This is a genomic window from Mycolicibacterium sp. XJ870 (assembly GCF_053483975.1).
Genome location: NZ_JBEFTI010000007.1, coordinates 240,946 through 267,398 on the forward strand (window position 1 = coordinate 240,946; position 26,453 = coordinate 267,398).

Below are 26,453 nucleotides of genomic sequence, written 5' to 3' on the forward strand. Positions count from 1 at the left end.
TCACCTGCTGATTAGCCGCGCCGAGCGGGGCGATCGGTCCGCGACGGGCCACCGGTGGGCAACAATGTGCCGGTGCGCAAACTGGTGATCGGGTTCGTCGCAACCGTGGCCGCGCTCGTCGTCGGAGCCGTCAGCACCGACTTCGGCGCCGCCATCTATGCCGAATACCGGCTGGCCCGCAATGTACGCAGCGCCGCAGGCCTGAACTGGGACCCGTCGGTCGCCATTCTGGGATTCCCGTTCATCCCGCAGGCGCGCAAGCACCTCTACAAGGAGGTGGAGATCCGGGCCGGCGCCGTCGACCACCCTGTGGTCGGGAAGGCCTCGCTGGAAACCACCCTGCACGACATCGACCTCACCGAATCCTCCTGGCTGATCCGGCCGGATGCGCCGATGCACGTCGGCAAGGTGGAAAGCCGCATCATCATCGGCTCCACCCACGTCGGGCGGTTCATGGGCATCGAAGACCTGCTCGTGGAGGCCCCGGCCCGGGAGACCAACGACGCCACCGGGGGCACCACCGAGTCGGGGATCTCCGGCAACACGGGCCTCGTGTTCACCGGCACCCCGAAGGCCTCGGGCCTGGACGACCGCGTCAGTGTCGCCGTGGACCTGTCGATCGCCGGGCCCGACCGAACCACCCTCGTCCTGACCGCCACCGGGATCCTGACGGGGCCCGGCACCGCCGACGAGCCGGTCCCGGCGGACAAGACGGCCGCGGTGCTGGCGGAGTTCAGCAGCGCGATCTCCGGCCAGAAGCTGCCCTTCGGCATCGCGCCGACGAGCGAGGGCGCCCGCGGATCGGACATCATCATCGAAGGGATCGCCGAGGGAGTAACCATCGACCTGTCGGGGTTCAGACAGACATGAGCTCCTCGATGGTGGTGGCGATCGCGGTGCTCGTCGCCGCGCTTGGAGTGGCGTATGTCGTCGCCCGATTGATCATGCTGCGCGCCAACCTCATCGCGGCAGGCGAGAAAGCCGCCAACGTAGACACCACCGGCCTGGGCTTGTCGCACACCGGCCCGACCGTGCTGCACTTCACCGCCGAGTGGTGCGGGCCCTGCGCCGCAGTGCGACGAGTCGTCGAGCAGGTGTGCGCCGACCTCCCCCAGGTGTCCCATGTCGAGATCGACATGGACGCCAACCCCGAAGCGGCGAGGCGACTTTCGGTGCTGTCTCTTCCCACGACCATCATCTTCGACAGGGGCGGGCGGCCCCGGTACCGCACGAGCGGTGTGCCCAAGGCCGCTGACCTGCGCTCGGCGCTCGAACCGCTGTTGGCTTGACGTCCCGGTCATTGGGTAAGCTGTCGCACGTGTCCGCCCGCCTTGAGCTTGTGCTCACCAAGCGTCGCGCAGTCGATCTGTGCCGCACCGCGGGCTGCTGCTGTCGTTGTTGTTGCTGTTGAGCGCAGCTGCGCGTTCTGACGCGCCCGCTCGGAGCCTGTGCTCGGAGCCTGCACCCAACCAGACCCTCCACGACAACAACAGGAGTTTGTGCACATGTCATCGTCAATCACCTCCTCGCCGGCGCGGATAAAGCCCATCGCCCTTCGCTGTCAGCTCTATCCCCTGGTGCTGAGGTTCCGCCGCAGCCCCGCCTGAAATCTTCAAAAACCAAGCAACCGAAAGGATCTCGTACATGGCACGCTCTGACGTCCTGGTCACCACGGATTGGGCCGAGAGCAATCTCAACGCTCCGAAGACCGTTTTCGTGGAGGTCGACGAGGACACGTCCGCCTACGACACCGGTCATATCGAAGGCGCGGTGAGGTTGCACTGGAAGACCGATCTGCAGGATCCGGTGCGCCGGGACTTCGTCGACGCCCAGCAGTTCTCCAAGCTGCTCTCCGAGCGCGGTATCGCCAACGACGACACCGTCATCCTCTACGGCGGCAACAACAACTGGTTCGCCGCCTACGCCTACTGGTACTTCAAGCTGTACGGCCATGCCGATGTGAAGTTGCTCGACGGTGGCCGCAAGAAGTGGGAGCTCGACGCCCGCCCGCTGTCCACTGACAGCGTGCAGCGGCCGCAGACCAGCTACGCCGCCAAGGACCCCGACAACACCATCCGGGCATTCCGCGACGAGGTCATCGCCGCGATCGGCGAGAAGAACCTGGTGGATGTGCGCTCCCCCGACGAGTTCTCCGGCAAGATCCTGGCACCCGCGCACCTGCCGCAGGAACAGAGCCAGCGTCCCGGGCATATCCCCGGCGCCATCAACGTTCCGTGGAGCAAGGCGGCCAACGAGGACGGCACGTTCAAATCCGATGAGGATCTGGCCAAGCTGTACGCCGCGGCCGGCCTGGACGGCGAGAAGGAGACCATCGCCTACTGCCGCATCGGTGAGCGTTCCTCGCACACCTGGTTCGTGCTGCAGGAGCTGCTTGGCCACCAGAACGTCAAGAACTACGACGGCAGTTGGACGGAATACGGCTCCCTCGTGGGGGCCCCGATCGAGTTGGGAAGTTGATATGTGCTCTGCACCGAAGCAAGGCGTGACGTTGCCCGCTGGCGTCGATCTTGAGAAGGAGACGGTCATCACCGGCCGGGTCGTCGACGGAGCCGGCCAGTCCGTCGGCGGCGCGTTCGTGCGGCTGCTGGACGGCTCTGACGAGTTCACCGCCGAGGTGGTTGCGTCGGCAACCGGTGATTTCCGGTTCTTCGCCGCTCCGGGCAACTGGACGCTGCGTGCGCTGTCGCCGGCCGGTAACGGCGACGCCAGCGTGGCGCCGACGGGCGCAGGAATCCACGAGGTCGACGTCAAGGTCGCCTAGCGACGATCGAGGCGAGGCACGAGCCGATGAGGAGCTAGGCCATCGGGTACCGCCTAGCGACGATCGAGGCGAGGCACGAGCCGATGAGGAGCTAGGCCATCGGGTACCGCCTAGCGACGATCGAGGCGAGGCACGAGCCGATGAGGAGCTAGGCCATCGGGTCCCGCCTGATCTCACTGCTCGAACGTGAGCTTGTGTGCGACGAATCGCGAATATCTCGCACACAAGCTCATGTTTGGCGGGGTGCTCCACCCGGGGCGCCGACACCTCTGACTAGGAACTAGACTCATTCCCGTGGTTTTGATCTTCGAGATCCTGCTAGTCGCGGCCGTGGTGGTCATCACGTGGTTCGCGTTGTACACCGTCTACCGCCTGGTCACCGACGAGTCGTGACATCGGGCGAGGACGTCCCCGACCTGGGTTCCGGTGACCGGGCCTTAGCCGCGGCCGCTGAACGCGCCAAGGCCACCGCAGCCCGCAACATCCCGGTCTTCCAGGATCTGCCGCTGCCGGCAGACACCGCGAACTTGCGCGATGGCGTCGGCCTCAACGATGCACTGCTGGCCCTGCTGCCGCTCGTCGGCGTCTGGCGCGGTGAGGGCGAGGGCCGCGACACCAACGGCGATTACCGGTACGGCCAGCAGATCGTGGTTTCCCACGACGGCGGCGACTACCTCAATTGGGAAGCGCGGTCCTGGCGGCTGACGGAATCCGGTGAGTACGACTCCCCCGGCCTGCGGGAGACCGGTTACTGGCGTTTCGTCAGCGACCCGGCCGATCCGTCCGGGCTCGATGAGTCGCAGGCAATCGAACTGTTGGTGGCCAATTCGGCCGGCTACGTCGAGCTGTTCTACGGCCGCCCCCTCACCCAGTCCTCCTGGGAACTGGTCACCGATGCGCTGGCCCGCAGCAAGTCCGGAATGCTGGTCGGCGGGGCCAAGCGGCTCTACGGCATCGTCGAAGGCGGCGACTTGGGCTACGTGGAGGAACGCGTCGACGCCGACGGCGGCCTGGTGCCGCATCTGTCGGCCCGTCTGTCGAGGTTCGTCGGCTGATGCGGAATTCCTGGATTGCGGCGGCCATGCTCGCCGCGGCGGCCACCCTGGCCGCGTGCTCTTCGGGTGACACTCAACCCGCCCCCAGCCCGGAGACCACACCGGAGCACGGCTCCTATGCATATTGCCTGACCGAGCACGGGGTTCCCGCCGTCCCGGGTCCCATGGCGGGCGCGCCCGCCGGTGTCGACGCGGAGAAGTGGCGGCAGGCCATGCAGGCATGTTCGACGCTGGCGCCCGGCCCCGGCCCCGGCCCCGCAGCACCCGCCGGCTGACCGAGTTACCCAACCCCAGACATGGGGCGACCCCCGAGCCGTTGGTTCCTGGTTGGACAAACCGAGGGGCTCGGGGGCCGGGTGGCTGCGGGGAATTCGCCAGCGCGCGCAGGCAATTCACCCGGCGCTGCTAGCGGGCAGCCACCTCACATGTCCATAAGTCAATCAATTTCTCGGACCACCTCCTCTCCTGTGTACGAGCGACCGTACTCCCGTCCGCGAACCCCGACAAGCGATTTTCACGCTCAGCGATCGCTGAGGATCGCCGCGTCGACCAGGCCCGCGACGTCGGCCGCCGCGGTGGCGTCGGGCAGCCGCTGACCGTCAAGGGTGTGCACCCGGGCCGCCAGCGTGATGCTGGATATCAACCAAACACCTTGTGCGGCAAGCAGATCAGCGGGGCGCAGGGCGCGATAGTCACAATCCAGCCCCTTGTTGCGAGCCACCTCGAACAGGGCTTGCTGGGTCGTCCCACGCAGGATTGGGTACCACGGTGGCGGAGTGAGCAGCACCGGTTCGCCGTCCTCACCCTCCGTCGCGATCACGACCGTGGAACGCGGCCCCTCCAGCAGGTAGCCGTCAGAGCTGACGAAGATGACGTCGCCGGCGCCGTGGCGTTCGGCATGCCGTAGCGCGGCCATGTTCACCGCGTAGGACAGGGTCTTGGCGCCTGCCACCAACCACGGCATCTCGCTGGCGCCGACGGGAAGCCCACGGTCGAGGGTGATGGCGGCGACCCCGGCGCGGCGCGCCCCGGCCACCCGGTCGGCGAGCGCGCCGATCGTGGCGAATGCTGTCGGCGGCCCGCCACTTTCGCGGCCCCGGCTGTACACCAGGCGCAGCACGCCCTCGCCGTCATGGTCGGCGGCCCAGCGTTGTGTGCCGAGCGCGACGGCGGCCCGCCAGGCCACCAGGTCCGGTTCGGGCAGGTCGAGCATCTTGGCGGACTGGCCGAGCCTGGCCAGGTGAGGCTCGAGCAGGCATGGCCGACCGTCGCGAACCAACAGCGTCTCGAAGACTCCGTCGCCTCGCACCGCGGCCAGCTCGTCAGCGTGCAGCCGAGGCAAGTTCGGATCGTGGAGTTGGCCGTCAAGGGTGACCAGCACGGCTGGTTGGCTCGCCATGGAGCCACACTGTAGCGCCGTACAGTTGACGTATGTCAGCAGCAGTCCCCGCGCCCGAGACCGGTCCGGACGCCGGCGCAATTTGGCACTACGGCGATCCGCTCGGCGAGCAGCGAGCCGCAGCCGATGACGCAGTCCTGGTCGACCGTTCTCACCGGGCGGTGCTCACCGTTACCGGGAAGGACCGCCAAACCTGGCTGCACAGCATCTCCACCCAGCATGTCAGTGCGCTGCCCGACGGTGCGGTGACCGAGAACCTGAGCCTCGACCTTCAGGGCCGTGTCGAAGACCACTGGTGGCAAACCGAGCTTGACGGCACCACGTACCTGGACACCGAGCCGTGGCGAGGCGAGGCCCTGCTGGACTACCTACGCAAGATGGTGTTCTGGGCCGACGTCAAGGTCGAGCCGGCTGATCTCGCAGTCCTGTCGCTGTTGGGACCCGGGTTGGCGAAGGATCCGGTGCTGGCCGCTCTCGGCATGGACGCCCTGCCCGACGAATCGTCGGCCGTGGCGCTGCCCGGCGGAGGATTCGTCCGTCGGTTGGCGGCCGCCGGAATCGAGCTGGATCTGGTGGTCGGACGGGATCAGGTCGACGAGTGGAAGGCACGGCTGACCGGTGCGGGCGTGCGACCGGCCGGGGTCTGGGCGTACGAGGCGCATCGGGTTGCGGCGCGTCGGCCCCGGGTTGGCGTGGACACCGATGAACGCACGATCCCGCACGAGGTCGGCTGGATCGGCACTGCGGTCCATCTAGACAAGGGCTGCTATCGCGGCCAGGAGACGGTCGCGCGGGTGCACAACCTCGGCAAACCCCCTCGGATGCTGGTGCTGCTGCAGTTGGACGGCGCCTCGGAGCGGCCTGCCACCGGCGACCCGGTGCTTGCCGGCGGTCGCACTGTCGGACGGCTCGGCACCATCGTCGAGCACGTCGACGAAGGCCCGGTCGCACTGGCCCTGCTCAAGAGGGCGCTGACCGCCGACGTCGAGCTGGTTACCGGAGGCGCCGTGGAGGTGCCCGCGGCCATCGATCCTGACTCGATGCCGCCACCGGACGCGGCGGGCGCGGGACGAGTGGCGGTTGACCGCCTGCGCGGCGGGTGACAGCTCTTCGGACCCGCAGAGGCTCGCCGAACGCGTAAACTCACCCGGTCACCAGACACGTGACTCCGGTCACGTCGAAGGTCCCTGTGGATCGGCGCGCTGCTGGTGACAGTCACGCTGCCGCGCAACGACGCACAGTAGCAGGGCACCGAGTCGCTCACCGCGGGGCAGGGCCTGCCAGCACTTCGCGGACGGGCACGGTAAAGTGTTGGCAGGACAATAAAGACACACAGATCGGAGCCGCCTAGCAATTGGGCCGCTCCGTTATTGCGCGAGGGGGTCCCCCCATGGGCCGCGGCCGGGCTAAGGCAAAGCAGACCAAGGTTGCACGTGAGCTCAAATACAGCTCACCGCAGACCGATTTCAGTCAGCTCCAGCGGGAGCTGTCCGGAGGTCCCGATGGCGAGGATGTCAACGGCGCCGACGACGATTGGGCGAGCGAGGACGACTGGCGGCGATAAGCCGACCGGCGCCCTCGCCCGACCTTCTCAGAACCTCGGGTGCTGGCCGACCAGTTGGGCGCGCAAACTGTCCTTGCCGCCCTTCTTGACCGTGCCCAGCGTCCAGCAATTCAGATGCCGGGCGGTCAGGATGGCCAGCGCGCGATCAGTGTCTTCAGGTGCCACGACCGCGACCATGCCGACACCCATGTTGAACGTCTTTTCCATCTCGACGCGTTCGATCCGGCCACGCTGAGCGATCATCTGGAACACCGGTGCCGGCGTCCACGTGCCGCGATCCAGCTCCGCGGTCAGCCCGTGGGGAACAACTCGCTCCAGGTTTCCGGCCAAGCCACCACCGGTGACATGGCAGAACGTCCTGACCTGAGTTTCGGCAGCCAGCGCCAGGCAGTCCTTGGCGTAGATGCGCGTCGGCTCCAGCAACTCCTCGCCGAGCGTGCGGCCGAACTCCTCGACGTGCCCGGCGAGGTTCATCCGGTCGATCTCCAGCAACACCTTGCGGGCCAGCGAGTAGCCGTTTGAGTGCAGCCCACTGGCAGCCATCGCGATGATCACGTCGCCAGGCCTGACCCGGTCGGGCCCCAGTACGTCGTCGGCCTCCACGATGCCGACGCCGGTCGCGGAGATGTCGTAGTGGTCAGGCTCCATCAAGCCCGGGTGCTCGGCGGTCTCCCCGCCCAGCAGGGCGCAGCCGGCCAGCACACAGCCGTCGGCGATGCCGGACACGATGGCGCTGACGCGTTCTGGGACGGTGCGCCCCACCGCGATGTAGTCCTGGAGGAACAGCGGCTCGGCCCCACACACGACCAGGTCGTCGACGACCATGGCTACCAGGTCGAGCCCGACGGTGTCGTGCTTGTCCATCGCCTGGGCGACGGCAAGCTTGGTGCCCACCCCGTCGGTCGACGACGCGAGCACGGGCTCGCGATATCCGCCACGCAGCGCGAACAGCCCGGCGAATCCGCCCAGGCCACCCCGCACTTCCGGACGGGTCGCCTTAGCGGCGAGGGGTTTGAAGAGTTCGACGGCACGGTCACCGGCTTCGATGTCCACCCCGGCCGACGCGTAGGAAATACCATGTTGTTCGGCGATGCCGTGCTGTGCGGCGCCCTTAGTCATCGCAAGCAAGGCTACCGCCCCGCTGATAGGGCGGTACAGCGAAGGACGGTTAGGGCCGTCTTAAGGCGGACGCGTTGTCGTTGTCGGCGGCCTGCACCGGGACGCTCCTCGCGTGCGCAGAATCCAGCATGTGTTCGATCACGTTCTTCCCCAGCGAGGTCTCGCCGGGCAGCGCGATCGGGTATTCGCCGTCGAAGCAGGCCGAGCACAGGCGCGTCGGGGGCTGTTCGGTGGCGGCGATCATGCCCTGCTTGGAGATGTAGCCCAAGGTGTCGGCGCCGATGGCGTGCCGCACCGCCTCGAGCATCTCGCCCTCGTGTTCCAGGGGCGCGGCGTTGGCGATCAGCTCGGCGGGGGTGGCGAAGTCGATGCCGTAGAAGCAGGGCCACCGGACCGGCGGCGAGGCGATCCGGACGTGAACCTCGATGGCGCCGGCTTCGCGCAGCATCCGGATCAGCGCGCGCTGGGTGTTGCCGCGGACGATCGAATCGTCGACGACGATGAGCCGCTTGCCGCGGATCACCTCTTTGAGCGGGTTGAGCTTGAGCCGGATACCGAGCTGTCGGATCGTCTGCGAGGGCTGGATGAAGGTGCGTCCCACATAGGCGTTCTTCATCAGGCCCTGCCCGAACGGGATGCCTGAGCCCTGCGCATAGCCGACGGCGGCGGGGGTGCCCGATTCAGGAACCCCGATCACCAGGTCGGCGTCGATCGGATGTTCAATGGCCAGCCGACGGCCGATGTCGACGCGGGTGGCGTGCACCGAGCGGCCGACCAGGGTGCTGTCGGGGCGGGCCAAGTAGACGTACTCGAAGACGCAGCCCTTGGGGGTGGGGTTGGCGAAGCGGGTGGAGCGGACACCGTCGGCGTCGATCGCCAGCAGTTCGCCGGGTTCGATGTCGCGGACGAACGAGGCACCGACGATGTCGAGCGCCGCGGTCTCCGAAGCGACCACCCAGCCACGGTCGAGGCGGCCCAGCGACAACGGCCGCACGCCGTGGGGGTCGCGGGCCGCGTAGAGGGTGTTCTCGTCCATGAAAGTCAGGCAGAAGGCGCCGCGCACGGTCGGCAGCAGCTCAAGGGCAGCCTGCTCGAGAGTGGCGTCGGCGGCGCCGTGGGCCAGCAAGGCACCGAGGATGTCGGAGTCGGTGGTGGCTGCCGGCGCGCCCTTCATATCGATCAGGCCGGCATCGCGGGCCCGGGTGGCCAGTTCCGCGGTGTTGACGAGGTTGCCGTTGTGACCGAGTGCGACGCCGGTGCCTGCAGCGGTGTTGCGGAACACCGGCTGGGCGTTTTCCCAGGTGGTGGAGCCCGTGGTCGAGTACCGGCAGTGTCCGACGGCGACGTGGCCGGGCATGGCGGCCAGGGTCTGCTCGTCGAAAACCTGGCTGACCAGCCCGAGATCCTTGAATACCAGCACCTGCGAACCATCGGCTACGGCGATACCCGCGGCTTCCTGGCCGCGGTGCTGCAGCGCGTAGAGACCGTAGTAGGTCAGCTTGGCGACTTCCTCGCCCGGCGCCCAGACCCCGAACACACCGCACTCTTCACGTGGTTCGTTCTCGTCGAGCTGGTGGTCGGTCACGATAGGGCTGCTCCCGGGGCGGCGGTTGGTGACATAACTGAGTCTACGGTCAACGCGAGGGTGCAACGGAATCGAATGGCCCATCGGTACCGATGTTTTGCAACACCGGGCACCCCGGTCTCATTTCCAACTCGTGTTCGCGGCGGGATCAGCCGTACCGGGATCCGGCGGGATAACCGTTCGCCACAGCACGTTTGGGAAGCCACGATGGTCGGGTGACGCGTCAACTCTCGGAGAACCTGACCATCGATCCCGTCGATTCCGTTCCAGGGGCACCGTGGGGTGGGGTGACGAAGATCGCATTCCGGTTCTGCTTCGTCTATTTCAGCCTGTTCTGCCTGACTTTCGCGCAGATCACGTTCGCGTTCGTCGGGGTGATCGGCCAGTGGTTGCCCGAGCGGGCGGTGATGTGGCAGATGGTGCTGCTCGACCCGGCGCTCGGCTGGGTCGGCCGCACCGTGTTCGGCGTCGACGCCGAGTTGCACCGCGATTCGGGCAGCGGGGACCAGACGGTGATCTGGGTGCTGGTGTTCTGTCTGTTTGCGGTGGCGGTGGCGGCCACCGTGGTCTGGTCGGTGATCGACCGACACCGACCGGGATATCCGCGGTTGTGGGCCTGGTTCCTGACGTTCCTGCGGTTGGGTGTGGCCGGGCAGATGTTGTTCTACGGGTTCGCGAAGCTGATCCCCACCCAGATGCCCGCACCGCCGTTGACGGCACTGCTGCGGCCCTTCGGGGACTTCAGCCCCGCCTCGGTGCTGTGGCTGCAGGTAGGCAGCTCCCACCCGTACGAGATGATGCTGGGCGCGGTCGAGGTGCTTGCCGGAGTGCTGCTGTTCGTGCCCCGTACCGCGACGCTGGGCGCGCTGCTCGGCCTGACCAGCATGGCTCAGGTGTTCCTGCTGAACATGACCTTCGACGTGCCGGTCAAGATACTGTCCGGACATCTCCTGCTGATAAGCCTGGTGGTACTCGCGCCGCAACTCGATCGATTGACGAATCTTCTTGTGCTGCAACGCCCCTCAGAACCGGCCAGCCAGCCGGAACTGTTCACCGGTGCGCGGGCCAACCGAATCTCCGCACAGGTGCAGGCCGCACTGGGCATCTGGGTACTGATCGGATGCCTCTGGGCCAGCTCACAGGCGTGGGTCGAGTACGGCGGCGGCCGACCCAAGCCCGAGCTGTACGGAATCTGGACGGTACGCGAGTTCAGTGTCGACGGCAGAACGCTGCCGCCCGTGACCTCCGACCAGACTCGTTGGCAGCGGGTGGTTTTCGATGAGCCCGGGGTTCTCACCTACCAGCGCATGAACGGTGAGCTGGTCCCAGCGACCGCGCGGACCGAGGACGGCACCATCGCACTGTCCGCGCCGGACGGGGCCGCCCTGGCCGATTTCACCGTGTCGCGGCATGCCCCGGAGCACATCGAGTTGACCGGCAACCTCGACGGCCGCCCCGTTCGGATTTCGCTGGACCAGGTCGACCTGAACCAGTTCACGCTGCACAACAGGGGCTTTCACTGGGTGCAGGAGTACCCGTACTTCCGCTGAGTCAGGCGCCCATGGCGTGGGCCATCGCCACCACGACAGGGCCGAGGAGCGGCAGCGCCACATTGGAGAATGCGTAGACGATCGTGTACGCCATCAGCGGAGTCGCGTTGCCCGCGGCCTGCTGGACGGCGGTGACGCCGGGCGTCGAGCACTGCTGGCCGGTGATGGCGCCCAGTGTGAGCGGCGCGGGCAGGCGCATGACCTTCCAGGCGACGAACAGCGACACGGTCGCCGGTATCGCGGTCATCGCGACGCCAGCGATCGGCAGACCGACACCGAACTCCTTGACCAGCGCCACCGCTTGCGGACCCGACGACAGGCCGACCGCACAGATGAACACGGCCAGGCCCATCGTCTTGATGACGTCGGCCGCGCCCGAGTCGTACTGCCCGAACGTGGGCCGCTTGGAGCGGATCCAGCCGAACAGGAGGCCGGCCAGCAGGCACCCTCCGCCGGTGCCGAGGGTGAGCGGAATGTCGCCGATCTGCCAGATCAGGCCCCCGATGAGGAACCCCGCGACGACGCCGAGCGCGATGAACACGAGGTCGATCTTGACCGTCGGGTTGAGCCGGAACCCGACCCGGCCGATCACGCGCGCAAGGTCACGGGACGCGCCGGCGAGGCGAACCACGTCGCCGTGCTGGATCGTCATCCCGTCGTGGACGGGAAGGTCTTGGTCGCCCCGGGTGACCCGCTGGAGGAACACGCCGCGCCTTTCCTCCGCGTTGACCTCGCGCTTGAACCGGCCGAGCGTCGTCGTCCGGTAATCCTTGGCGGTGACGACGACGTCGGCGACGTCGAGGTCCATCGCGAGATCCCCTACGGCGACCTCCTCGCCGATGCTGTCCTCCGCCCCCACGAGCCCCTCCCGCAGACCCACGACGAGGACGCGGTCGCCTTCGGCCAGTTCCAGGTCGGGATGGACATCGAGGAGCTGGCGGCCTCTGGAGACCTGTTCGACGACGGGTCCGTCGCCCAGGTCGCCCTGGACGCGCGCGACCGTCTTGCCTGCCGCGGTCGCCACTCGGTAGACGCGCCCGACGATCCGCGGCGCCGCCGGGGTGGCGGTGTCCTCGTCGGCACCTCCGCCGAGCTGCTTCCACAGCTTGGCCGCCTCGTCGCGCAGGGAGACCCGCATGATCAGCGGAAAGACCTGACTGGACAGGAGCACGATGGTGATGAGCCCGCAGATGTAGGAGATCGAGTAGGCGGTGCCGACGTTGGCCTGCAGCGTCTCGATCTCGGAGTTCGACAGCGGGAGCCTGGCGATCGCGTCTGTGGCGGTGCCCACCACCGCGGACTCGGTGGCCCCGCCCGCCAGTAGTCCGGCCGCGGTGCCGATGTCCACGTTCATGATGAGGATCGCGGCGGCGGTGATACCCAGGACGCAGACGACCTCTATGGCGGTGAACGCAGCGTACTTCAGGCTCTCGCGATTGAGGCTCGCGACGAACGTCGGCCCCGAGACGTAACCGAGCGTGAAGATGAACATGGCGAATGCGATGGTCTTGACCTGGTCATCCAACTTGATGTCGCCCATCATGCCGACCAGGATCGCCACGACCAGTGTTCCGGCCACGCCGCCGAGGGAGATCTTCCAGACCCGCACCTTGCCCACCGCGAACCCGAGCGCGAGGCACGCGAAGAGCGCGATCTCGGGAGTCGATTCAAGCGTGTCGATGATCCAGTCCACCCCGTCACCCCTTCCCCGCCCGGACGATTGCGAATGTATCCGGATTCCGAACTTCACGCTGCGCAACCGCAGATTCCACTGGCGTGCACGACAATCCGCACTTCAGCTGGTGTCGAGGCGGACCAGCGGCAGCCAGTTCGCCACCTCCGGCGCCCGTGAGCCGGACATCTGCACCGCACCACCCGCCGCGGTGAGATCGAGAAGGCCTGCGGCCAGCAGCAGCCAGGTGCGGGGATCGGTCTCGACGACGTTGGGCGGGTTACCGCGAGTATGGCGCGGACCCGAGATGCATTGCACCGCAACAAACGGTGGCACGCGGACTTCGACGCTGGCGCCGGGGGCGATAGCGGCCAGGGTGCGGGCGGTCAGCCGCACCGCGTCGGCGAGTTCGGTGCGCGCGGGTTCCGGCCGAGATGCGTCGCGCAGCCAATCAGCCACGGCCGCGACCGCTTCGGCGGTCTTCGCCGGATCGGCACTACGGCGTGCGGCCATACTCTAGTGTCTCAAAGTGTTTGTCGATCGCCGCAATCCGCCGTACAAAACGGCCGGAGCGCTGTTCCTGGCGATCCTTGCGCTGATTCTGACGCTCGTCGCGCTGCAGTTCCGGGGCGCGTTCGAACCCCGAACCCAGCTGACGCTGCTGGCCTCGCGGGCCGGCCTGGTGCTGGACCCGGGGTCCAAGGTGACCTACAACGGGGTCCCGATCGGCCGAGTTGCCCGCGTCGGCACGGAAAGCGGCGACGACATCGTCGCCCGGGTGACCCTCGACATCGACCCGCGGTACCTGAACCTGCTGCCGGCAAACGTTGAGACCTCGATCCAGGCCACCACCGTCTTCGGCAACAAGTACGTCGCCTTCCGGACACCGGAAACCCCGAGCCCGCAACGAGTTTCGGTCGCCGAGCCGATCGACGTGACCGGGGTGACAACCGAGTTCAACTCCCTGTTCGAGACCATCACCGAGATCACCGAGCAGGTCGACCCGATCAAGCTGAACCAGACCTTGTCGGCCACCGCGCAGGCGCTCACAGGCCTGGGCGACAAGTTCGGCCGATCCCTCGCCGACGGCAACGCCATTCTCGACGACCTGAACCCGCGCATGGACCGGGTGGGGCGCGACATCAGCGCGCTCGCCGACCTCGGCGGGATCTACGCCGACGCGGCGCCCGACCTGTTCGGCGGACTGGACAGCGGCGCACGCACGGCTGCCACCCTCAATGCCCAGCGCGACGATGTCGATGCGGCACTGATCGCCGCCATCGGCTTCGCAGGCACCGGTGCGGACATCCTCGAGCGCGGCGGGCCTTACCTGCAGCGGGGCGCGCAGGACCTGATTCCGACGTCGAAGCTGCTCGACGACTACCGCGGCATGATTTTCTGCACCATCCGCAACTACCACAACGTGGCACCAAAGATGCGCGAGGTCTTCGGCGGCGACAACGGTTACTCGCTGGAATCGTATGGAACACCCATGGGCGCGGGGAACCCGTACGTGTACCCGGACAATCTGCCGCGGGTGAACGCAAAAGGCGGGCCGGAAGGGCGGCCGGGCTGCTGGCAGGAGATCACCCGCGAGCTGTGGCCGGTGCCGTATCTGGTGATGGACACCGGGCTCTCGATCGCGCCCTACAACCACGTAGAACTGGGTTCGCCGATGTTCGTGGACTACGTCTGGGGGCGCCAGATCGGTGAGCCGACCATCAACCCGTGATGTTGACATCAACTTCCGTTGAGGTTTTACGTTGGGTTCATGACGTTCAAACCGCACGAGATCGTATTCCTGCGTGAGGCCGAATTGGGCCGGCTGGCGACGATTCAGCCCGACGGTACACCGCAGAACAGCCCGGTCGGATTCACGTTCAACGAGCAACTGGGCACCATCGACATCGCCGGCTACCGCATGTCGCACAGCCAGAAGTACCGAAACATCGCGCACAACAACCGGGTCGCCTTCGTGGTCGACGACATCACGTCCCGCGATCCGTGGCGGGTGCGTTGTCTGGAGATCCGTGGCACGGCCGAGCAGGTTCAGGTGCCTGTGGCTATCGGCGCGGCGGGCGACGAGCTCGACACCGCGATCATCCGGATCACACCACGCCGCATCATCGGCTTCGGCATCGACGACCAGGAATCCGAACCACACCAGCTGGTTGCGGACATCCGATCGGTCGAGTAGCGCTATTGCGCCGGCCTGCGTTGGGCGACCAACGCGGCCACCGCCCCCGCCTCGTTGACCGCCAGGTGTGCGAGCATCGACGCGGCCACGCTGCCCGACCGCGCCGCGAGCAGGCCGAACACCCAACCGGCCACCCCTGTCACCACAACGGTCCCGATCACCGGCGCACCGGTAGCTCGGGCGTCGGCGATGTGTGACAGCCCAAACGCCGTGGCCTGCAACAGTTGTCCGCCTACGGGCCCGAACGCGTCGGCACCCACCGTGCCCAGGGCCGCCCGGAACGCCGCCTCCTCCGACCAGACGGTGCCTACCGGTATCCGTACCAGCAGCCATCCGGCCGGTGCATCCGGCATTTCACGCAGAAGCATCGCCGCACGCACCACGGGCAGGGTTGTGCTCGCCGAAACCCCTGCCGCCACCGCGGTTGCGGCCGCAGCTCCCAGCTGCAACCCCTGCCACACGGCGGGCGGGCGCAGGCCTGGTCGCGACCGGGTCAGCACCATCAGCCCGGTCCCGAGCAGCGCCCGCACCAACGGCTGCGATCGGGCAGGTAGCCGCGGATCCACCAGACCGTTCCACGCGACCAGCCCCGCGGCCAGCATCACCGCTCGGATTCGGCTGGAGGCCATCAGTATTCGGGACCGTCGTCGCCGGCTGTCTTCTGCAGCGCGATGCGGATGCGTTCGGTGTCCTCGGGCGTCCAGCCGTCCGGCGGCGCCACCGCCGCCCAGCCGTCGAGCACCGATTCGCCGTAGTTGTGCCCATGCCCGGCCGGCACGCTCGACGCGTTGGTCATGTCGGCGGCCACCTGCCAGAAGGTGATGATCGGATACCAGCGCATGGATGCCGTGCGGTCGCCACCGGGCGGCCCCTCCAGCCAATCCGGTTCGGAGAACAGCAGATCCGTCGACCACCAGATGATCGGGTCGGACGGGTGCTGGAGGAAAAGCACCCGTGTGCCCTCCCACGGTTCGGCGGCGTCGCGGGCGATCTCGACGGCGTCGGCAGCTTCGGAGAACCGGACGGTGCGGCCGTTGTCGTAGCGCGGACGGACCTCCGGGGTGCCGGGGTCACGCCGGACGGTAAGGCCGCGCCACAACGGGCTGGCGTTGGGCGGACCCACCCACAGCACCGACGAGAACCCCATCCGGGCGATGTCGGGCAGCCAGTCGAATGCGCCCTGCCCGGCCATCGATCCCAGGCTTTCACCGTATAGCACCAGTTTGGGCCGTCGCTCCGGCGGAAGTTGTTGCCAGCGAACATGAATGGCGTCGATCATCAACCGGCCGGTTTTCATGGAGATCTGGCGGTCACTCATGAACGAGATCCAGCTCGGCAGGTAGGAGTACTGCATTCCCACCATCGCCGTATCGCCGTTGTACATCAGCTCGAGCGCACGCGCGGCCACCGGGTTGACCCAACCGGTTCCGGTGGTCGGGACGATGATCAACAATTCGCGGTCGAATGCGTTGGTGCGCTCAAGTTCGCTGAGCAGCACCGCAACCCGTTGCTCATCGGTGTCCGCGGTCTGCAGGCCCGCATAGACCCGGATCGGTTCGGTGGCGGGCCGTCCGTTGACCTGCTCCAACTCGTCGGCGCGCGGACCGGTCGCCACGAAGTTGCGGCCCTGGAAACCCAGCGTATCCCACGGCGCGAAAGATGCTGGGCTACCTGATCTTTCGGACTCCGTCGGCTGGCTGACCCCCTCACGGGTGGTGGTATTCTGCGGCTGGAACAACCGGCTGGCGCCGGCCAGGAATCCCCGGTACAGCACGCCGTTGGCAAGGGTGATCACCAGCACCACCACGATGGCGGTACCGATGAACTGGGCCACTTCGCGGTGCAGGTGCCAGCGCCGGATGAGCACCCTCGCCAGCAGTCGTACCGCGTCGCGCAGTACGCGCGCGGCCGCGATAAGCGCGCCGGCCACCGCGATGGCGATGATCAATGTGCGTAGGTAGCCAAGGGTGGCCGGCCCTTCGATGCCCATGAGCCGCGACACTTGCCGTTGCCAGGCCGCCGCCGGGATGAGCATCAGCACGCACGCCGCGGCCGACCCTCCGACCACAAGCGCCTTGGCCCATAACAACACCCATTTGCCCGGCGGCCACCACGTTCTCGCCCGTAACCCGAAGCGGTACACGGCTTTCCCGATCAACACGCCCAGCCCGTAGCCGATGGCCGCGTTGATGCCGCCGATGAGACCGGCGAACAACCAGTCGCGTGGCAGCAGCGACGGCGTCAGCGAAAGGCAGAAGAACAGCGCGCCGACGGCAATGCCGACGAAGTCGAGACGAACCAGGCTCCAGGCCCAGAGCAGCAGAGGGTGACGATCGTTGAGGTTCTGGGTCCTCACCCGAACAGCCCGGGCAGCACGCCCTCCGACGTGCTCCGCAGCTCCGACAGGCTGACACTGAACTGGCCCTGGACTTCGACCGAATCACTACCCTGATCGACCACGCCGATCCGGGCCACGGGTAGTCCCCTGGCCTCGCACATCGACCGGAACCGGCTCTCCTCGGTGCGTGGGACCGCGACAAGAACCCGGCCCGCCGATTCGGAGAACAACGTCACGAACGGATCAGAGTTTTCGGGAAGGATGACCCGGCAACCGGTTTCACCGGCCAGCGCCGCTTCGACCACAGCTTGGATCAGACCGCCCTCGGACAGATCGTGGGCCGCGGAGATCAATCCGTCGCGCGATGCCGCGGTCAGCACCTCGGCGAGCAGCTTCTCGCGGTGCAGGTCCACCTTCGGCGGCACACCGCCCAGGTGGTCACCGGTGACCTGCGCCCAGATCGAGCCGTCCAACTCGTCGTGGGTATCGCCGAGCAGCAGCAGTGTTTCGCCGGGCTCGGTACCCAAACCGGTTGGGATGCGCCGTTTCACATCGTCGATCACACCGAGCACACCGACCACCGGGGTGGGCAGGATCGCGGTGGTGCCGGTCTGGTTGTAGAAGCTGACGTTGCCGCCGGTCACCGGAATGCCCAGGGCTGCACAACCATCGGCGAGCCCGCGCACGGCCTGACTGAACTGCCACATCACGCCGGGATCCTCCGGAGAACCGAAGTTGAGGCAGTTGGTCACCGCGACCGGGGTGGCCCCGGTGACCGCGACGTTGCGGTAGGCCTCGGCCAGTGCGAGCTGTGCGCCGGTGTACGGGTCGAGTTGCGTGTAGCGGCCCGAGGCGTCGGTGGAGACGGCGATGCCGCGGCCGGTGGCCTCGTCGATGCGCAGCACACCGCCGTCGGCGTGCTCGGCGAGCACGGTGTTGCCGCGCACGTAGCGGTCGTACTGCTCGGTGATGAACGCCCGGCTGCACAGGTGCGGGCTGCCGATCAGCGCCAGCAGGGTCGACCGCAGCTCGTCGCCGGTCTTGGGGCGCGGAAGATTCGCCGAGGTGTCGGCGATCAACGCGTCCTGAGTGTCGGGCCGGGCCAACGGCCGCTGGTACACCGGGCCTTCGTGGGCGACGGTGCGCGGTGGCACGTCGACGACGGTCTCGCCGTGCCAGGTGATCTCGAGCCGATCGCCTTCGGTGACCTCGCCGATGACGGTGGCCAGCACCTCCCACTTGCGGCACACCTCGAGGAACGCGTCGACGTTCTCCGGCATGACCACCGCGCACATCCGCTCCTGCGATTCGCTGGAGAGGATCTCGGCCGGAGTCATATTGGCCGCGCGCAGCGGCACCGTATCGAGCTCGACCCGCATACCGCCGTCACCGGCGGAGGCGAGTTCGGATGTGGCACAGGACAGTCCGGCGCCACCGAGGTCCTGGATGCCGACCACCAGGCCGGCGGCGTAGAGCTCGAGGCAGCACTCGATGAGCACCTTCTCCATGAAGGGGTCGCCGACCTGGACGCTCGGGAGCTTCTTGCGGCCGGCAGCGCCGGTCTCGTCTCCCCCGAACGTGTCGCTGGCCAGCACCGAGACTCCGCCGATACCGTCGAGGCCGGTGCGGGCGCCGAACAGGATGATCTTGTTGCCTGCACCTGACGCGAACGCGAGGTGCAGGTCCTCTTTACGCAATGCGCCCACACACAACGCGTTGACCAATGGATTGCCGGCATAGGAGGGATCGAATATCGTCTCGCCGCCGATGTTGGGCAGGCCCAGCGAGTTGCCATAGCCGCCGACGCCGCGCACCACGCCGTCAAGCACGCGGCGGGTGTCGGGGGCGTCGGCCGCGCCGAAACGCAGCTGGTCCATCACAGCCACCGGGCGGGCGCCCATCGCCATGATGTCGCGCACGATGCCGCCGACGCCCGTCGCCGCGCCCTGGTAGGGCTCGACGTAGGACGGGTGGTTGTGCGATTCGACCTTGAAGGTGACGGCCCAGCCGTCGCCGATGTCGACGACGCCTGCGTTCTCACCGATGCCGGCCAGCATGCCGGCGCGCATCTCGTCGGTGGTGGTCTCCCCGAAGTAGCGCAGATGCACCTTCGAGGACTTGTAGGAGCAGTGTTCGCTCCACATCACCGAGTACATCGCCAGCTCGGCGTCGGTGGGGCGACGGCCCAGGATCTCGCGGATCCGCTGGTATTCGTCGTCCTTGAGGCCGAGTTCGCGGAAGGGCTGGGGGTGATCGGGGGTGGCGGCTGCCCGCTGCACCGAGTCGATATCGTGGGTGAGCTCAGACGTCACCCGATCAGTTTAGTTTGTGTCTGCCGCTGGGCGCGGGCAGGTTTTCCAGGTGGTCAATCGGGTCGCCCCGGCGACGGCCGAAGGAACCCGAATTTGGAGACCGGGGACGGGTCGCCCCGGCCCAAGCTATTCAAGATGAAGACTGCCCTATGCCTGTCGGCGAGAGCACGTCGCTACACTGCGCACAGTCACGGTTGGGGGATAGCAGTTGTCTGATCGGTTATCTGTCAGCCCAGTTGGGTTGCGTGCTGTATCCGCAGCGTTGGATGAGCACGCGAGTCAGCTAACGGGCACTGAGAGCGCAGCGCCTGCCGGTGGCAGATCATCGAGCGCCGGAGCGGCTAGTTTCGCCGCAGCCATCGAAGCGTTCAGCCATGCCTACGCCGGTCGCCTCACAGGTCGCGGCGAATCGGCGGCCGCGGCGGCCGATTGCTACGACAGCACCGACAACATCGGGGCCACCGAGCGCCGATATGAGCACGCCTGACCTGGCCGGGCTGCTGCGCAAACCTGCAGTCCGACTACCGGGAAGGCCCTCCCGATTTGATACCGAAGGTTCTCGTCCTCGGCTGCCTCGTCACTCTGTCCGCACTCGCGTGCCAAAGCCACGCCGAACCAGCGCGTGGCAACACCGTCGACCTGCTTTCCCTCAGCCTCGACGAAGTAAAGCAGATCAGCGGATTCGACAAGTTCACGCGGGACGTCGACACCCGCGAACCCGCTGCGGACGATTACGCGCCCGCCGGGCCATGCCAATCGCTGTCGGATGATCTGGTGGCGTTCGGGGACAGTTGGACCGAATTCCGAGCGATCGCCGACTCCGGCAACGTCGACGCTAACGGCCGAGCACCGTCAACGTCCCGCGTAACCCGGGACGCTAACACTCCCTTGACGGTGCCCTTGATGGCCGCTGCAATCCAGAAAATCGCCGTCTACTCCAATGATGCTGCGGCGCGTGAGGTTTTCGACCGGCGAGTCACAGCGATGGCGGAATGCGCCGAACTGAACATCCCCATCTACAGCGGAACCCTCTCGCAGCCAGACCCCACCGTCGCGGTGTACAACAGCGGAGGCAATGTGTTTGTTTTCGCCGTCAAGTCCACCGTTGTCATCGACGTGTCAGTGGTCGCGCTGCCCGACGCTGAACGAATCGCCTCCGACATCTCCCGAGCGATCATCGAGCGAATTAACTAAAGGTCTGGCAATGGTCTCGTTCCCCTTGGCACAGACGCGATGACCCGCCGCTGGGCGCGGCCAGGTTTTTCAGCTGGTCAGGCGGGTAGCCCCCACGTATGAGTCAAACAGTCGCCGAACATGTCCTCGACCGGCTTCGACAATGGCACGTCGGGCAGGTGTTCGGCTATCCGGGCGACGGGATCAACGGGTTGATCGCGGCTTTCGGCGAGGCCGGGTCAGCCGGCCCCCAGTTCGTCCAGACCCGCCACGAGGAGATGGCCGCGATCGCCGCCACCGGGTACGCCAAGTTCTCCGGCAACGTGGGAGTGTGTCTGGCCACGTCGGGTCCTGGCGCCATTCACCTGCTCAACGGGCTGTACGACGCCAAGCTCGATCACACACCGGTGGTCGCGATCGTCGGTCAGACCGCGCGCAGTGCGATGGGCGGCAGCTACCAGCAGGAGGTAGACCTGCAGGGGCTGTTCTCCGACGTCGCGAGCGACTACCTGGTCGAGGTCAACGTGGCCAGCCAGCTACCCAACGCGCTGGACCGGGCGTTCCGCACGGCGCGGGCCCGCCGGGCGCCGACCGCCGTGGTGATCCCGTCGGATCTGCAGGAGCAGCCGTATGAGGCACCCGGGCACGCGTTCAAACAGGTGCCCTCCAGTGGTCCGCATGACGCCGAACCGGTGCTCGCACCGGATCCCGCGGCGCTGAAGACCGCCGCCGAGATTCTCAACGCCGGCGCCAAGGTGGCGATCCTGGTCGGCCAGGGTGCGCGCGGGGCGGCCGAGGAGGTGGCGCAGGTGGCCGAGCGCACCGGCGCCGGGGTGGCCAAAGCACTGCTCGGCAAGGATGTGCTGTCCGATGAACTGCCGTACGTCACAGGCTCGATCGGGCTGCTCGGCACGCGCCCGAGCTACGAGCTGATGCGTGACTGCGACACCCTGCTGATCGTCGGCTCCAATTTCCCGTACAGCCAGTTCCTACCGGACTACGGCCAGGCCCGGGCGATTCAGATCGACATCGACGGAGCCGACATCGGGATGCGCTACTCCACCGAGGTCAACATCATCGCTGACGCGAAAACTGCTCTGGCGCAGCTGGTTCCGCTGCTCGAGCCGAAAACGGACCGGTCCTGGCGGGAATCGGTGGAAAAGGGAGTCGCGCGCTGGTGGGAGACCGTGGAGCGGCAGTCGATGTTGTCCGCCGACCCGATCAACCCCATGCGGGTCGTGTGGGAACTGTCCCGCAGGCTGCCCGAGCACGCGATCGTCACCGGTGACTCGGGCTCCTCCACCAACTGGTACGCGAGGTGTCTACGGTTCGGGCCGACCACCCGGGGGTCACTGTCGGGCACGCTGGCCACCATGGGATCGGCGGTGCCGTACGCGATCGGCGCCAAGTTCGCCTACCCGGACCGCCCGGTGATCGCCCTGGCCGGTGACGGCGCGATGCAGATGAATGGGCTGGCAGAGCTGCTGACCATCCGCCGGTACCGCGAGCAGTGGTCAGATCAGCGGCTGGTGGTGTGCGTGTTCCACAACAACGACCTGGCGCATGTCACGTGGGAGCTGAGGGCGATGGGTGGCGCACCGAAGTTCGAGGGATCGCAGAACCTGCCAGAGGTGTCCTACGCCGACGTGGCGAGGTCGATGGGCTTGCGTTCGATCGCCGTGGACGATCCCGACCGGGTCGGACCGGCCTGGGAGGAGGCGCTGGGCGCCGACGAGCCCGTCGTGTTGGACGTGCGCACCGATCCTGAGGTTCCGCCGATACCGCCGCACGCCACCTACGAGCAGATGAAAGCCACCGCCGAGGCGGTCGTCAAGGGCGATCCGAACGGCTGGCGCATGGTCGCCGAAATCGCCAAGAACAAAGCGGCGGAACTGCTTACGCATACGGGTTTGCCTTCTCGGTCTCAGGGGTAGGCCGAAGACGTCACCAAAACAAGGATCGAAGGAGTGACTCATGAGCACAACCACCGAGTCCGGCCATGTGACCGGCACCAAGGACAAGAACTACAACCTGATCTGGTACACCGAGCAGTGCCTCGAGAACGCCCTGCGGATGGAGACCTACATCGCCGACGCCGAGCGCGATGGCGACACCGAAGTCGTCGAGCTGTTCCGCAAGGCGCAGTCCGACAGCCGCAAGGGCGCCGAGATGGCCAAGCACATGTTGGCCAAGCGGATCACGTAGTCCCTTACTGCCCCGCGATACAGAACGCGTTGCCCTCGGGGTCGGCCAGGACGACCCAGTTGAACTCCGGCCCGAAACTGTGCCGACCGGTCTCGGCGGCCCCGAGGCCTACCAGCCGCGCCACCTCGGCCTCCATATCCGCGGCCTGGAAGTCGAGGTGGACCCGATTCTTCCCCGGTGTCGGGTCAGGCACCTTCTGAAAGCCAAGCCTCGGCCCGTCCGGCCGGACCAACATCACGAATTCTCCTGGTGCATACGCGTTTACATCACCGCCGACGGCATGCGACCACCACTGGGCCAGCGCGTCGGGGTCACTGCAATCGAAGGTGATCATCTCCACGGAAAGGGCCATGGCGCTGACCCTAGATCAACCCGGTGACAAGAAAGCCCGCAATGCCGCCGAGTAGTCGGCGATGTCGTGGGCACCCATGAATTCCCGTGCCGAATGCATCGCCAACTGGGCTGCGCCGACATCGACGGTCGGGATACCGGTGCGCGCGGAAGTCATCGGCCCGATGGTCGAACCGCAGGGCAGGTCGGCGCGGTGCTCGTAGCGTTGCAGCGAAACGCCGGCCTGGTCACAGGCCAACGCGAACGCCGCCGCGGTGCGGCCGTCGGTGGCGTAGCGCAGGTTGGGCTGCACCTTGAGCACCGGACCGGCGTTGACCGCGATCTGGTGTCCGGGTTCGTGGCGGTCGGGATAGTTCGGGTGCGTCGCGTGCGCCATGTCGCCAGAGGCCGCCATCGACCCGGCCACCCGGCGCAGGAAGTCTTCACGGCCGCCGCCTGCCGCGAGCGTGATGCGCTCCAGCACCGTCGGCAGCAGCTCGGACTGCGCACCGTGATCCGAGGTGGAACCCACCTCCTCATGGTCGAACAGCGCCAGCACCGGTACATGACTCTCGGCGTCTGCCGCCAGGAACGCCTCCAGCCCGGCGTAGCAGGTGGCCTGGTTGTCCAGCCGGGGTGCGCTGACGAACTCGCCTTGAGCACCCGTGACCGCCGACGGAGCCAGATCGTGAGTCATCAGATCGAAGCCAAGTACGGCGCTCTCGGCCACCCCGGCCCGCTCGGCGACGAAGCCGATGAAGGACCCTCGCCGCTCGCCCAACCCCCACACCGCGTTGACATGGCGCTGCGGGTCCGGACTGACGCCCTTGCGGTCCTCCGACAGGTGGATCGCCAGTTGCGGGACCCGCAGGATCGGTTCGTCGACCCGCACCAGTCGATGCTCGATCCGGTTTCCGCTCCGAACTGAGAGCCTGCCGCTGATGCCGAGGTCGCGATCCAGCCAGGAATTCAGCCAGGCGCCGCCGTAGGGCTGCAGCGCCACCACCTGCCAGCCTGCGACCATCCGGTCGGGATGCTGTTTGACCCGCAGGTTGGGGCTGTCGGTGTGACCGCCCACGACCCGAAAAGGTCCGTCACCGCCCCGCCAGGCCACCAATGATCCCGCGCGCACCGTGAAGAATCCGCCGGATTCGCCGCTCGCGGTGGCCGGCCATGGGTCGGTTTCGGCCAATGCGGTGAATCCCGCGTCGACCAGTCGTTGCGCCGCGGTGGCGCATACATGGAACGGGGACGGCGAGGCGTCGATGAACTCGCAGAGGTTCTGGGGGCTGGCTGCCATATCTCTATCTTGACCGGGATTTCGGCGCACTCCGCGTTAGGGTCCTGATGTGCCCGCACCACAGCCCCAGCCGGTTCTGGCGCCGCTGACACCCGCCGCCATCTTCCTGGTCGCCACAATCGATGAGGGCGGGGAGGCGACGGTTCACGACGCCCTGCCCGATATCTCGGGGCTGGTGCGCGCAATCGGGTTCCGCGACCCGACCAAACACCTGTCGGCGATCGTCTCGATCGGTTCGGATGCCTGGGACCGGCTGTTCTCCGGTCCGCGGCCCGCCGAACTGCATCCGTTCACCGAACTGACCGGACCGCGCCATCACGCCCCCGCGACCCCGGGAGACCTGCTGTTCCACCTGCGGGCCGAGTCGATGGATGTGTGTTTCGAGCTCGCCACCAAGCTCCTCGAGGCGATGGAGGGGGCGATCACGATCGTCGACGAGGTGCAGGGGTTCAAGTTCTTCGACAACCGCGACCTGATGGGTTTCGTCGACGGCACCGAGAACCCGGACGGGCCGGTGGCCGTCACCGCAACCCAAATCGCAGGCGAGGATCCGGATTTCGCCGGCGGCTGCTATGTGCACGTGCAGAAGTACCTGCACGACATGGGTTCGTGGAACTCGTTGTCGGTCGAAGAGCAGGAGCGGGTGATCGGCCGCACCAAACTCGACGACATCGAGCTCGACGATGCGGTGAAGCCTGCCAATTCGCACGTCGCGCTCAATGTGATCGAGGACGCGGACGGCAACGAGCTCAAGATCATCCGGCACAACATGCCGTTCGGTGAGCTCGGCATAGGCGAATTCGGCACGTACTTCATCGGCTACTCGCGCACACCCGCGGTCACCGAACAGATGCTGACGAACATGTTCATCGGGGACCCGCCCGGTAACACCGACCGCATCCTGGACTTCTCCACCGCAGTCACCGGTGGATTGTTCTTCACGCCCACCATCGACTTCCTGGACGATCCACCGCCGTTGGCGGCGGATGAGCAGGAAACGCCGGAGGTCACTTCGGTCAGCTATAGCGGCTCGCTCGGTATCGGCAGTCTGAAAGGAATCCGTTGATGAACAACCTCTACCGCGAACTTGCCCCGATCACCGAGTCCGCTTGGGCTGAGATCGAATTGGAGGCCACCCGGACATTCAAGCGGCACATCGCCGGCCGTCGCGTGGTCGACGTCAGCGAGCCCGGCGGCCCGGTGACCGCGGCGATCAGCACCGGGCATCTGGTCGATGTCAACCCGCCCGGTGACGGCGTGATCGCCCACCTGCGCGACGCCAAGCCGCTGGTTCGCCTGCGCGTGCCGTTCACCGTGGCGCGCAAGGACATCGACGACGTCGAACGCGGATCACAGGACTCCGACTGGGATCCCGTCAAGGACGCCGCCAAAAAGCTGGCGTTCGTCGAGGATCGGGCCATCTTCGAGGGCTACGAGGCGGCGGCGATCGAAGGCATCCGCAGTTCCAGCTCCAACCCGGCACTCGCGCTGCCCGACGATGCCCGTGAGATTCCCGACGTGATCGCCCAGGCGCTGTCAGAACTGCGGTTGGCCGGCGTGGACGGTCCGTACTCGGTGCTGCTGTCGGCGGAGACCTACACCAAGGTCAGCGAGACCACCGCACACGGCTATCCGATCCGCGAACACATCAACCGACTGGTGGACGGCGAGATCATCTGGGCGCCGGCGATCGACGGTGCATTCGTGTTGTCCACTCGCGGCGGGGATTTCGACCTCCAACTCGGCACCGACGTGTCAATCGGGTACCTGTCCCACGACGCCGAGACCGTGCACCTGTACATGCAGGAGACCATGACGTTCCTCTGCTACACCGCCGAAGCGTCCGTCGCCCTGACTGCCTAATCCCTTGCA

27 protein-coding genes are annotated in these 26,453 nt (G+C 66.9%); 17 read left to right on the forward strand and 10 right to left on the reverse strand.

The annotated features are described in order from the left end of the window. The first annotated feature begins 54 nt into the window (after positions 1–54). The 7 genes from lmeA to ABQF30_RS23515 all read left to right on the forward strand — a co-directional run bounded on the left by lmeA (position 55) and on the right by ABQF30_RS23515 (position 4,112). Positions 55–870 carry a mannan chain length control protein LmeA gene (gene lmeA / locus ABQF30_RS23485; RefSeq protein WP_448468283.1) on the forward strand — a complete coding sequence of 272 codons (816 nt, stop codon included), beginning with the start codon at positions 55–57 and terminating at the stop codon, positions 868–870. After that, entirely contained in the window at positions 867–1,289 is a 423-nt protein-coding gene (locus ABQF30_RS23490; RefSeq protein WP_448468285.1) for a thioredoxin family protein, read from the forward strand. Before lmeA ends, ABQF30_RS23490 begins: the two co-directional genes overlap by 4 nt. A gap of 50 nt (positions 1,290–1,339) precedes the next feature. Then, a complete protein-coding gene (locus tag ABQF30_RS23495; RefSeq protein WP_448468360.1) occupies positions 1,340–1,411 on the forward strand; it encodes a putative leader peptide in 72 nt (23 codons plus the stop codon). 233 nt (positions 1,412–1,644) lie between these two features. Continuing rightward, a complete protein-coding gene (locus tag ABQF30_RS23500) occupies positions 1,645–2,478 on the forward strand; it encodes a sulfurtransferase (RefSeq protein WP_448468287.1) in 834 nt (277 codons plus the stop codon). 1 nt (position 2,479) lies between these two features. Further along, a complete protein-coding gene (locus tag ABQF30_RS23505; RefSeq protein ID WP_448468289.1) occupies positions 2,480–2,782 on the forward strand; it encodes a DUF1416 domain-containing protein in 303 nt (100 codons plus the stop codon). Positions 2,783–3,171: 389 nt separating this feature from the next. Further along, positions 3,172–3,837: a heme-binding beta-barrel domain-containing protein gene (locus ABQF30_RS23510; protein WP_448468291.1), complete on the forward strand. Its 666-nt coding sequence runs from the start codon at positions 3,172–3,174 to the stop codon at positions 3,835–3,837. Beyond that, entirely contained in the window at positions 3,837–4,112 is a 276-nt protein-coding gene (locus ABQF30_RS23515) for a hypothetical protein (protein WP_448468293.1), read from the forward strand. Before ABQF30_RS23510 ends, ABQF30_RS23515 begins: the two co-directional genes overlap by 1 nt. Before the next feature lie 245 nt (positions 4,113–4,357). On the opposite strand, the gene ABQF30_RS23520 is transcribed toward ABQF30_RS23515, so the two are convergent. Beyond that, positions 4,358–5,236, reverse strand: a complete 879-nt coding sequence (locus ABQF30_RS23520) for an aminodeoxychorismate lyase (RefSeq protein WP_448468295.1) — start codon at positions 5,234–5,236, stop codon at positions 4,358–4,360. A 32-nt stretch (positions 5,237–5,268) separates the two neighbouring features. Here ABQF30_RS23520 and ygfZ point away from each other — a divergent pair, with 32 nt between their 5' ends. Both ygfZ and ABQF30_RS23530 read left to right on the forward strand, forming a co-directional pair. Then, a complete protein-coding gene (gene ygfZ, locus ABQF30_RS23525) occupies positions 5,269–6,339 on the forward strand; it encodes a CAF17-like 4Fe-4S cluster assembly/insertion protein YgfZ (RefSeq protein ID WP_448468297.1) in 1,071 nt (356 codons plus the stop codon). 287 nt (positions 6,340–6,626) lie between these two features. Then, entirely contained in the window at positions 6,627–6,800 is a 174-nt protein-coding gene (locus ABQF30_RS23530) for a DUF3073 domain-containing protein (RefSeq protein WP_448468299.1), read from the forward strand. A 27-nt stretch (positions 6,801–6,827) separates the two neighbouring features. Here the strand turns inward: ABQF30_RS23530 and purM are convergent, their stop codons facing one another. Next, positions 6,828–7,919, reverse strand: coding sequence for a phosphoribosylformylglycinamidine cyclo-ligase (gene purM, locus ABQF30_RS23535; RefSeq protein ID WP_448468301.1), 1,092 nt, complete (start codon positions 7,917–7,919; stop codon positions 6,828–6,830). A gap of 49 nt (positions 7,920–7,968) precedes the next feature. Next, positions 7,969–9,504, reverse strand: coding sequence for an amidophosphoribosyltransferase (gene purF, locus ABQF30_RS23540; protein WP_448468303.1), 1,536 nt, complete (start codon positions 9,502–9,504; stop codon positions 7,969–7,971). Positions 9,505–9,719: 215 nt separating this feature from the next. Here purF and ABQF30_RS23545 point away from each other — a divergent pair, with 215 nt between their 5' ends. Next, a complete protein-coding gene (locus ABQF30_RS23545; RefSeq protein WP_448468305.1) occupies positions 9,720–11,054 on the forward strand; it encodes a DoxX family protein in 1,335 nt (444 codons plus the stop codon). 1 nt (position 11,055) lies between these two features. Here the strand turns inward: ABQF30_RS23545 and aspT are convergent, their stop codons facing one another. Beyond that, positions 11,056–12,747: an aspartate-alanine antiporter gene (gene aspT / locus ABQF30_RS23550; protein WP_448468307.1), complete on the reverse strand. Its 1,692-nt coding sequence runs from the start codon at positions 12,745–12,747 to the stop codon at positions 11,056–11,058. 102 nt (positions 12,748–12,849) lie between these two features. Next, positions 12,850–13,239, reverse strand: coding sequence for a sterol carrier family protein (locus tag ABQF30_RS23555; protein WP_448468309.1), 390 nt, complete (start codon positions 13,237–13,239; stop codon positions 12,850–12,852). A 16-nt stretch (positions 13,240–13,255) separates the two neighbouring features. Between ABQF30_RS23555 and ABQF30_RS23560 the strand changes: the two genes are divergently transcribed. Both ABQF30_RS23560 and ABQF30_RS23565 read left to right on the forward strand, forming a co-directional pair. Further along, complete coding sequence (locus ABQF30_RS23560) at positions 13,256–14,458, forward strand: MCE family protein (protein ID WP_448468311.1); 1,203 nt, start codon at positions 13,256–13,258, stop codon at positions 14,456–14,458. A gap of 39 nt (positions 14,459–14,497) precedes the next feature. Next, a complete protein-coding gene (locus ABQF30_RS23565) occupies positions 14,498–14,923 on the forward strand; it encodes a PPOX class F420-dependent oxidoreductase (protein ID WP_448468313.1) in 426 nt (141 codons plus the stop codon). Positions 14,924–14,925: 2 nt separating this feature from the next. Here the strand turns inward: ABQF30_RS23565 and ABQF30_RS23570 are convergent, their stop codons facing one another. Genes ABQF30_RS23570 through purL form a run of 3 tightly spaced genes read right to left on the reverse strand, consistent with a single transcriptional unit; the run spans position 14,926 to position 19,573 of the window. Next, a complete protein-coding gene (locus ABQF30_RS23570; RefSeq protein WP_448468315.1) occupies positions 14,926–15,552 on the reverse strand; it encodes an Rv0804 family intramembrane glutamic endopeptidase in 627 nt (208 codons plus the stop codon). After that, positions 15,552–17,279: an alpha/beta hydrolase gene (locus tag ABQF30_RS23575; protein ID WP_448468317.1), complete on the reverse strand. Its 1,728-nt coding sequence runs from the start codon at positions 17,277–17,279 to the stop codon at positions 15,552–15,554. The genes ABQF30_RS23570 and ABQF30_RS23575 overlap by 1 nt, the downstream gene beginning before the upstream one ends. After that, positions 17,276–19,573 carry a phosphoribosylformylglycinamidine synthase subunit PurL gene (gene purL / locus ABQF30_RS23580; protein ID WP_448468319.1) on the reverse strand — a complete coding sequence of 766 codons (2,298 nt, stop codon included), beginning with the start codon at positions 19,571–19,573 and terminating at the stop codon, positions 17,276–17,278. The genes ABQF30_RS23575 and purL overlap by 4 nt, the downstream gene beginning before the upstream one ends. Positions 19,574–20,116: 543 nt before the next feature. Here purL and ABQF30_RS23585 point away from each other — a divergent pair. The 3 genes from ABQF30_RS23585 to ABQF30_RS23595 all read left to right on the forward strand — a co-directional run bounded on the left by ABQF30_RS23585 (position 20,117) and on the right by ABQF30_RS23595 (position 22,951). Next, on the forward strand, positions 20,117–20,767 hold the full coding sequence (locus ABQF30_RS23585; RefSeq protein ID WP_448468321.1) for a sensor domain-containing protein: 651 nt from the start codon (positions 20,117–20,119) through the stop codon (positions 20,765–20,767). Positions 20,768–20,865: 98 nt separating this feature from the next. Further along, positions 20,866–22,680: a thiamine pyrophosphate-requiring protein gene (locus tag ABQF30_RS23590; RefSeq protein WP_448468323.1), complete on the forward strand. Its 1,815-nt coding sequence runs from the start codon at positions 20,866–20,868 to the stop codon at positions 22,678–22,680. Positions 22,681–22,720: 40 nt separating this feature from the next. Beyond that, a complete protein-coding gene (locus ABQF30_RS23595; RefSeq protein WP_448468325.1) occupies positions 22,721–22,951 on the forward strand; it encodes a hypothetical protein in 231 nt (76 codons plus the stop codon). Positions 22,952–22,955: 4 nt separating this feature from the next. Here the strand turns inward: ABQF30_RS23595 and ABQF30_RS23600 are convergent, their stop codons facing one another. Next, complete coding sequence (locus ABQF30_RS23600; RefSeq protein WP_448468327.1) at positions 22,956–23,303, reverse strand: VOC family protein; 348 nt, start codon at positions 23,301–23,303, stop codon at positions 22,956–22,958. A 15-nt stretch (positions 23,304–23,318) separates the two neighbouring features. Beyond that, entirely contained in the window at positions 23,319–24,581 is a 1,263-nt protein-coding gene (locus ABQF30_RS23605) for a M18 family aminopeptidase (protein ID WP_448468329.1), read from the reverse strand. A gap of 49 nt (positions 24,582–24,630) precedes the next feature. Here ABQF30_RS23605 and ABQF30_RS23610 point away from each other — a divergent pair, with 49 nt between their 5' ends. After that, entirely contained in the window at positions 24,631–25,647 is a 1,017-nt protein-coding gene (locus ABQF30_RS23610) for a Dyp-type peroxidase (RefSeq protein WP_448468331.1), read from the forward strand. After that, positions 25,647–26,444: a family 1 encapsulin nanocompartment shell protein gene (locus tag ABQF30_RS23615; RefSeq protein WP_448468333.1), complete on the forward strand. Its 798-nt coding sequence runs from the start codon at positions 25,647–25,649 to the stop codon at positions 26,442–26,444. Before ABQF30_RS23610 ends, ABQF30_RS23615 begins: the two co-directional genes overlap by 1 nt. Positions 26,445–26,453: the final 9 nt, after the last annotated feature.

What these genes read in the sequence shown, in the direction of transcription:
- ABQF30_RS23490 (WP_448468285.1), top strand. Translation starts at nt 867, where the DNA reads ATGAGCTCCTCGATGGTGGTGGCGATCGCGGTGCTCGTCGCCGCGCTT.
- ABQF30_RS23500 (WP_448468287.1), top strand. Translation starts at nt 1,645, where the DNA reads ATGGCACGCTCTGACGTCCTGGTCACCACGGATTGGGCCGAGAGCAAT.
- ABQF30_RS23505 (WP_448468289.1), top strand. Translation starts at nt 2,480, where the DNA reads ATGTGCTCTGCACCGAAGCAAGGCGTGACGTTGCCCGCTGGCGTCGAT.
- ABQF30_RS23515 (WP_448468293.1), top strand. Translation starts at nt 3,837, where the DNA reads ATGCGGAATTCCTGGATTGCGGCGGCCATGCTCGCCGCGGCGGCCACC.
- ABQF30_RS23520 (WP_448468295.1), bottom strand. Translation starts at nt 5,236, where the DNA reads ATGGCGAGCCAACCAGCCGTGCTGGTCACCCTTGACGGCCAACTCCAC.
- ygfZ (WP_448468297.1), top strand. Translation starts at nt 5,269, where the DNA reads ATGTCAGCAGCAGTCCCCGCGCCCGAGACCGGTCCGGACGCCGGCGCA.
- ABQF30_RS23530 (WP_448468299.1), top strand. Translation starts at nt 6,627, where the DNA reads ATGGGCCGCGGCCGGGCTAAGGCAAAGCAGACCAAGGTTGCACGTGAG.
- purM (WP_448468301.1), bottom strand. Translation starts at nt 7,919, where the DNA reads ATGACTAAGGGCGCCGCACAGCACGGCATCGCCGAACAACATGGTATT.
- ABQF30_RS23555 (WP_448468309.1), bottom strand. Translation starts at nt 13,239, where the DNA reads ATGGCCGCACGCCGTAGTGCCGATCCGGCGAAGACCGCCGAAGCGGTC.
- ABQF30_RS23565 (WP_448468313.1), top strand. Translation starts at nt 14,498, where the DNA reads ATGACGTTCAAACCGCACGAGATCGTATTCCTGCGTGAGGCCGAATTG.
- ABQF30_RS23570 (WP_448468315.1), bottom strand. Translation starts at nt 15,552, where the DNA reads ATGGCCTCCAGCCGAATCCGAGCGGTGATGCTGGCCGCGGGGCTGGTC.
- ABQF30_RS23590 (WP_448468323.1), top strand. Translation starts at nt 20,866, where the DNA reads ATGAGTCAAACAGTCGCCGAACATGTCCTCGACCGGCTTCGACAATGG.
- ABQF30_RS23595 (WP_448468325.1), top strand. Translation starts at nt 22,721, where the DNA reads ATGAGCACAACCACCGAGTCCGGCCATGTGACCGGCACCAAGGACAAG.
- ABQF30_RS23600 (WP_448468327.1), bottom strand. Translation starts at nt 23,303, where the DNA reads ATGGCCCTTTCCGTGGAGATGATCACCTTCGATTGCAGTGACCCCGAC.
- ABQF30_RS23605 (WP_448468329.1), bottom strand. Translation starts at nt 24,581, where the DNA reads ATGGCAGCCAGCCCCCAGAACCTCTGCGAGTTCATCGACGCCTCGCCG.
- ABQF30_RS23615 (WP_448468333.1), top strand. Translation starts at nt 25,647, where the DNA reads ATGAACAACCTCTACCGCGAACTTGCCCCGATCACCGAGTCCGCTTGG.